We start from the raw sequence: 5,127 nt of genomic DNA on the forward strand, positions 1-5,127 counted from the left end.
ATTAAGCCATACTCCAAAGCCTCTTCCGGTGTTAAGAAATAATCGCGGTTCGTGTCTCTTTCAATTTGCTCGAAACTTTTTCCCGTATGTTTGGCCAAAATTTCCGTCAGCTGGTCACTGACTCGCTTAGTTTGTTTGGCATGAATTTGAATGTCAGTACCTTGACCTTGATATCCACCTAATACCTGGTGAATCATTACCAAAGAATTCGGCAGGCATTGTCTTTTTCCATGAGCCCTGAGGCAAGAAGCAAGGCACCAGCACTGGCGGCTTGTCCAAAACATAAAGTACGTACATCAGGTTTTACAAATTGCATGGTGTCATAAATTGCCATTGCTGAACTCACCGAACCTCCAGGAGAATTTATATAAAGATTGATTTCCTTAGAGGGATTTTCCGATTCTAAAAAAAGCATTTGCGCGATGGCTAAATTGGCCATGTGATCTTCAATCTGGTCAATTAGAAAAATAATTCGTTCCTTTAGAAGACGTGAATAGATATCATAAGCTCGTTCGCCTCGCGACGTTTGCTCAACCACCATGGGAATTAAGACACTCATCATCAATCACCTTGTTGTGCTTGTTGGACTGCTTCCTCATAAGTTACGTTTCGTTCTTCAACTTCAAGCTGGTTCAATAGCACCGCTACTGCTTGATCTTCGAGAACAACCGATTCGACCTCGGCAAGCCTCTTTTTATTATAATACCAGGAAACCACTTCCTCGGGCTTGGGATAAGCAGCCGCTATTTCCTCAATCCGTGACCTGATTTGCGCAGAGTCTGCCTGGATATCGTGTTGTTTGATTACTTCACCAAGCAATAAACCTAATACCACGCGTTTTTTTGCCCGCTCAAGGTAAGGCTCCCGTGGCAATTCTAATTTTTTGGCTTCGTCGTTTTTGCCTATCTGGCTTGCAATTTGTTGACGAGTCATATTTTGGAGGTGCTCAATTTCTGCCTCAACCAACACTTCGGGTACCTCAATGGGATTACGCTCAACTAATTTATCTAAAACCGTCATTTTCAAGTTATTTTCAGCGTAACGGTGAACTTCTTTTTCGATATTTTCCTTCACCTTTGCTCGGAGCGCCTCTACACCCCCCTCTTTAATACCGAGCTTTTCGACGAACTTATCATCGAAGGTGGGAAGTTCAGGCTCTAACACTTTATGCAGCTTTATCATAAAGGTAGCTGCTTTGCCTGCCAGATCTTCGCTTGGGTATTCCGTCGGAAAAGTGACGTCGATGATTTTAGTCTCGCCCGGCTTTATTCCTTCAATTCCTTCTTCAAAGCCAGGAATCATGCGATGGGAACCCAGCTCTAATGAAAACTCTTTAGCACTTCTGCCTTCAAAGGCTTTACCATCAAGAGTGCCCTCAAAATCGATGATAACCCGGTCTCCAGATTTTGCTGCTCGATCCGCTTCTTTCCATTCGGCGGACTGAGTACGCAATGATTCAAGCATGTTAGCCACGTCCTTTTCGGACACGTTTATGTTCAACCGTTCTACCTTTTCACCTTCGAGCGTATTGAGGATAATTTTGGGATAAATTTCATAATTAACGACATATTTAAGAGGCTGTCCTCGCAATACTTGTCCGAGCTCCACTTTAGGCTTACCAGCAATGTGTAAGTGATTTTCTTCAACAGCCCTCCTCAGAGTATCTACAACAAGCTCCCCCACTACTTCTTGGAGAATAGACTTGCCAAGCCGCTGCTCCACATTCTTAAGAGGCGCTTTTCCGGGTCGAAATTTAGGCAATTTTGCCGTTTGGGTAACCTTTTTAAGCCTGCTTTGATAAGCTTTCTCGATATCTTCGGCTGGGACTGTGACCGTCAAACGCTGTTTCAATCCCCCAACCTTTTCTATTGATGACATAAAACCTTTCCCTATTTTCTTCTCGAACCTGTCTTGAAATTCTACTATGAGGAGCTAAGTCTCGTCGATTTTTAGCAAGCCCTTACTCAACCAGACAATTTTAAGAGAGGCTCAGTGGTGCGAGAGGAGAGACTCGAACTCTCACAGGGATTACCTACTGGAACCTAAATCCAGCGCGTCTACCAATTCCGCCACTCTCGCAGTAATTTCATATAGTTAAGGGGCATATTGAATACTAAATACCATAGCCACTCAAGCCCCCCCTTGGCAAAAATAATCCAAATATAGGCCAAATCGAATAGGCCAAATCGAACATCCTAGCGGAGTTTCACATGCGCCAAAAGAGCCTTATAATCCAACACTTTTAAGTTTATCATAGCCTTGCTTATTCCCTTATTAGGCTTCGCCGAAGATAACAGTTATAACCCAAGTTACGGACGGTTATGACCTCCTTCAAGCCGTGTTCATCAAACTCCGCAAAGTGACCTTCTGTGTTAGTGTTTATGGGTATTTGGAATCTGTCAAAGCGAATGACGCCAAAATGGAAGCGATCCACCAACTTAATCAAATCACCGGACATGAACAAGCCATGCCATCAACGGATGGGCTTAACATCAAGTATTACCCTTCTTCGGCCCTCAATGGAAACAGTGGAAAGATTGCAGAAGTCGGAGGAATCCCCATCAGTTATTATTCATGTTCTTCAGCTAACTGTCCTTTTCTAGCCTTTAATATTACGGAAATAAAATTCCCTTCAACAATGGGCCTTCGCTGCTCGCGATAAATCCCGGTTTTAAATCTGCCTGTCCCAGCATCTTAGGGAATGAAGGAAAAGTCCGTCGGATCGGCCGATATTACCTTCAGTTATTATCCTCAATCTCATTTTTCCTCTAATGGGGAGAAATTATAGCGAGTAAGTGATGTTGTTATTACTTACTATCCCAAAAATAGCTTCCAAGGAAAGGGCAGACAGTTGGAAAGCTTCGATGGGAACTAGATTACCGCAGTCACGTCGACTGTAGGCTTGCTGGGTGCCTATCCACTTACTCTCGTTCTAAGTCGAATAAGAATTTAATGCTTTGAATGCCAATATCTGGGGCACGCTGAATAGCCTTTCCGATAAATTCCTTATTGGAACGGACGGGCGTCTTATCCCCCGGACAATAGCGAGTATCGAACCTACTTTAATAATCTCACTTGGCTTTTGAAAACCTTTTGAAAAGCGATAACTGTACAAACTGGCTAAGGTAAAAATAATAAAACTTTCCATTTCTGTCGCAAATACGCCACCTTTTCTTAATTGCTCCATATGCTCCACATTTTCTCTTAATTAAGAAGTGCTAAACTGACGCACATACAAAGAATCCTTGCTATGGATAATACCGGCACTGATATACTTTTCTAAATCTAATTCTTTAGCAGCCTTAGCCTTATCTGCCTTTTTTGAATTTAAGTAGAGCGGGCCAATTTCAGTTTTAGGCATTAATATTCCTTGCTTGAACCTTCCCTTCTAACGGGAAGGATAATTTAATAATACACCGTGGCTATAATTATTTAGGTTCTCTATTGAAAGTAAAAAAGAAGAGATGATGCGTCAATCGTTACTCGGGAAGATTGGGATAACCATTTTAGGAATCGGTTTCGCTTGGCAGATTTGAGGAGCCACTTGCCCCCACCAATTTACAGCAAAATAGCAAAGGCTATTGGACTTCTAATAATCCCCCCGTTTAAAAATCTTATCAGCCCACTCCTTTAAACGTAACTTCTTTAAATAAACGTAACTCCTTTAAACGTAATTTTGGAAGCAAAAATTTTGGAGGAGCTGTATATTCTCCTGCCAAAAAGCGAATTGCCTGCATCTATAAAGCAAGCGATGGTAAATGGGTAGTTTTACTATCCAGTATTTATTATCCTTATAATATTGTAATATTGAAGACTTAAAAAGCATCACCTGGGAATATAATACCATCCTACAAGATCACAGTTGCGGTCTCCCCCAGGCAAACACTAGTGAACTGTCAATTCACCATCAGAAATAATTAAATAGCATTTATCGCGCATGAGCAGCACAAAATAAAGCAATGCGATGACCAATAATAGCGGCCCCGCGCGATTAGCTTCCAAAACACCTCCATAAGGGTTATTACTAGGTGCCGGAATAAGAACTTCGAAAATCTGACTTGCCATAATTCGGTTATTTTTGAACTTTTAATTAACGAAGCTTGAACGGTTAACCGAATCTGATTAATTAGGAAAGAAAAATTCTTGTTACAATTTCAATAAAAGAGTATCAAAATAATGTTGACCCTACAAAGGGGCGATGAAATTATTGTAAAAAATGTTCTGTTTGACGCAACACTCACAAAAAAAATAAAGATAGAAGCATTTGAGAAGGTGGCGCAACCCACTGACTACTGGCATAAGAGCTCAATTGATAGGAAGTTAGCATATAAATCATTCCTGAAATTTTTTAGCCGGGACTAGCCATTGGTGTAGAAACCAAAATAGTCAAATGATTTAGTAGGTGGTACTTTTATCGAATGCAAATCCTCAAGTTGATAATTAGAATATTGGTGGAACAGCTACTAAGACTGAAAGCACCTAAACAAAACGTAAGGAAAGGCTAAAAAGGCTAAATAAAAATAAAATGCATTTTAAAAATTCCCATTATTTCTCTCCCGGACCTGGCTGGCGGAGAAGGATATTTAACTCTAACTAAAAATGGATTATGTTCTAAATCCCTACTTAATTGTTCTAAATGAGCAGCCATTACATTGAATTTATCAAGTAATTGTTGGACACTGGGCATCGTTGTATGAGCATCCCGCACTGTCAATTTCGTACTTCGTCCTGTTATATTAAATTGGTACGTGGTTAATTTTATCCTGGTTAAAGTGCTATTTAATTGGTGTATTATCGATGGTAACTGTTCACTGGCTTTGGCACTATTTAGACATAAACTTTTTCATAAACATCATGGTTGAATTAATATTTTGTGAATTAGCTGCCAATGTCATCGTTATTTTCTATAAATTGGCTAAACTGGCACTAATTGCTCGGCGATTTTTCATCAAAAACTTTTTCTATATTGTCACTTAATTCTTTAATCGTTTTAGTAACTTCCTCTAAAGCAGTACTCAATTTCATTAACAAGGAGGGCTTGGAAGGAATAACAGGATATTTTTTACGGGGTTTAACGATTATAACAGCGGGGCCGTGGCAGTCAATGCTTTTAAAGCTACATAATCT

At 40.4% G+C, this 5,127-nt stretch carries 4 protein-coding genes, 1 tRNA gene and 2 pseudogenes; 1 reads left to right on the forward strand and 6 read right to left on the reverse strand.

Features of this window, described 5'->3' with window-relative positions; all coding sequences use genetic code 11:
- The 3 genes and pseudogenes from B1F79_RS01270 to B1F79_RS01280 form a co-directional block, all read right to left on the reverse strand.
- Positions 1-559 (reverse strand): annotated as a pseudogene (locus B1F79_RS01270) (ATP-dependent Clp protease proteolytic subunit); the annotation flags it as partial.
- Positions 560-561: 2 nt separating this feature from the next.
- On the reverse strand, positions 562-1,893 hold the full coding sequence (tig, locus tag B1F79_RS01275) for a trigger factor (RefSeq protein ID WP_308159712.1): 1,332 nt from the start codon (positions 1,891-1,893) through the stop codon (positions 562-564).
- A gap of 100 nt (positions 1,894-1,993) precedes the next feature.
- Positions 1,994-2,079: transfer RNA gene (locus B1F79_RS01280), tRNA-Leu, on the reverse strand.
- Positions 2,080-2,359: 280 nt separating this feature from the next.
- Between B1F79_RS01280 and B1F79_RS01285 the strand changes: the two genes are divergently transcribed.
- Positions 2,360-2,662 (forward strand): hypothetical protein, encoded by a 303-nt coding sequence (locus B1F79_RS01285; protein ID WP_251365679.1) that lies wholly within the window; start codon positions 2,360-2,362, stop codon positions 2,660-2,662.
- 546 nt (positions 2,663-3,208) lie between these two features.
- Here the strand turns inward: B1F79_RS01285 and B1F79_RS01290 are convergent.
- The 3 genes and pseudogenes from B1F79_RS01290 to B1F79_RS01300 form a co-directional block, all read right to left on the reverse strand.
- Positions 3,209-3,361, reverse strand: a complete 153-nt coding sequence (locus tag B1F79_RS01290) for a hypothetical protein (protein ID WP_251365680.1) — start codon at positions 3,359-3,361, stop codon at positions 3,209-3,211.
- 524 nt (positions 3,362-3,885) lie between these two features.
- Entirely contained in the window at positions 3,886-4,065 is a 180-nt protein-coding gene (locus B1F79_RS01295) for a hypothetical protein (RefSeq protein WP_251365681.1), read from the reverse strand.
- A gap of 861 nt (positions 4,066-4,926) precedes the next feature.
- Positions 4,927-5,127: pseudogene (locus tag B1F79_RS01300) on the reverse strand (hypothetical protein); the annotation flags it as partial.

The organism is Coxiella-like endosymbiont of Rhipicephalus sanguineus, from assembly GCF_018687865.1.

What these genes read in the sequence shown, in the direction of transcription:
- B1F79_RS01290 (WP_251365680.1), bottom strand. Translation starts at nt 3,361, where the DNA reads ATGCCTAAAACTGAAATTGGCCCGCTCTACTTAAATTCAAAAAAGGCA.
- B1F79_RS01295 (WP_251365681.1), bottom strand. Translation starts at nt 4,065, where the DNA reads ATGGCAAGTCAGATTTTCGAAGTTCTTATTCCGGCACCTAGTAATAAC.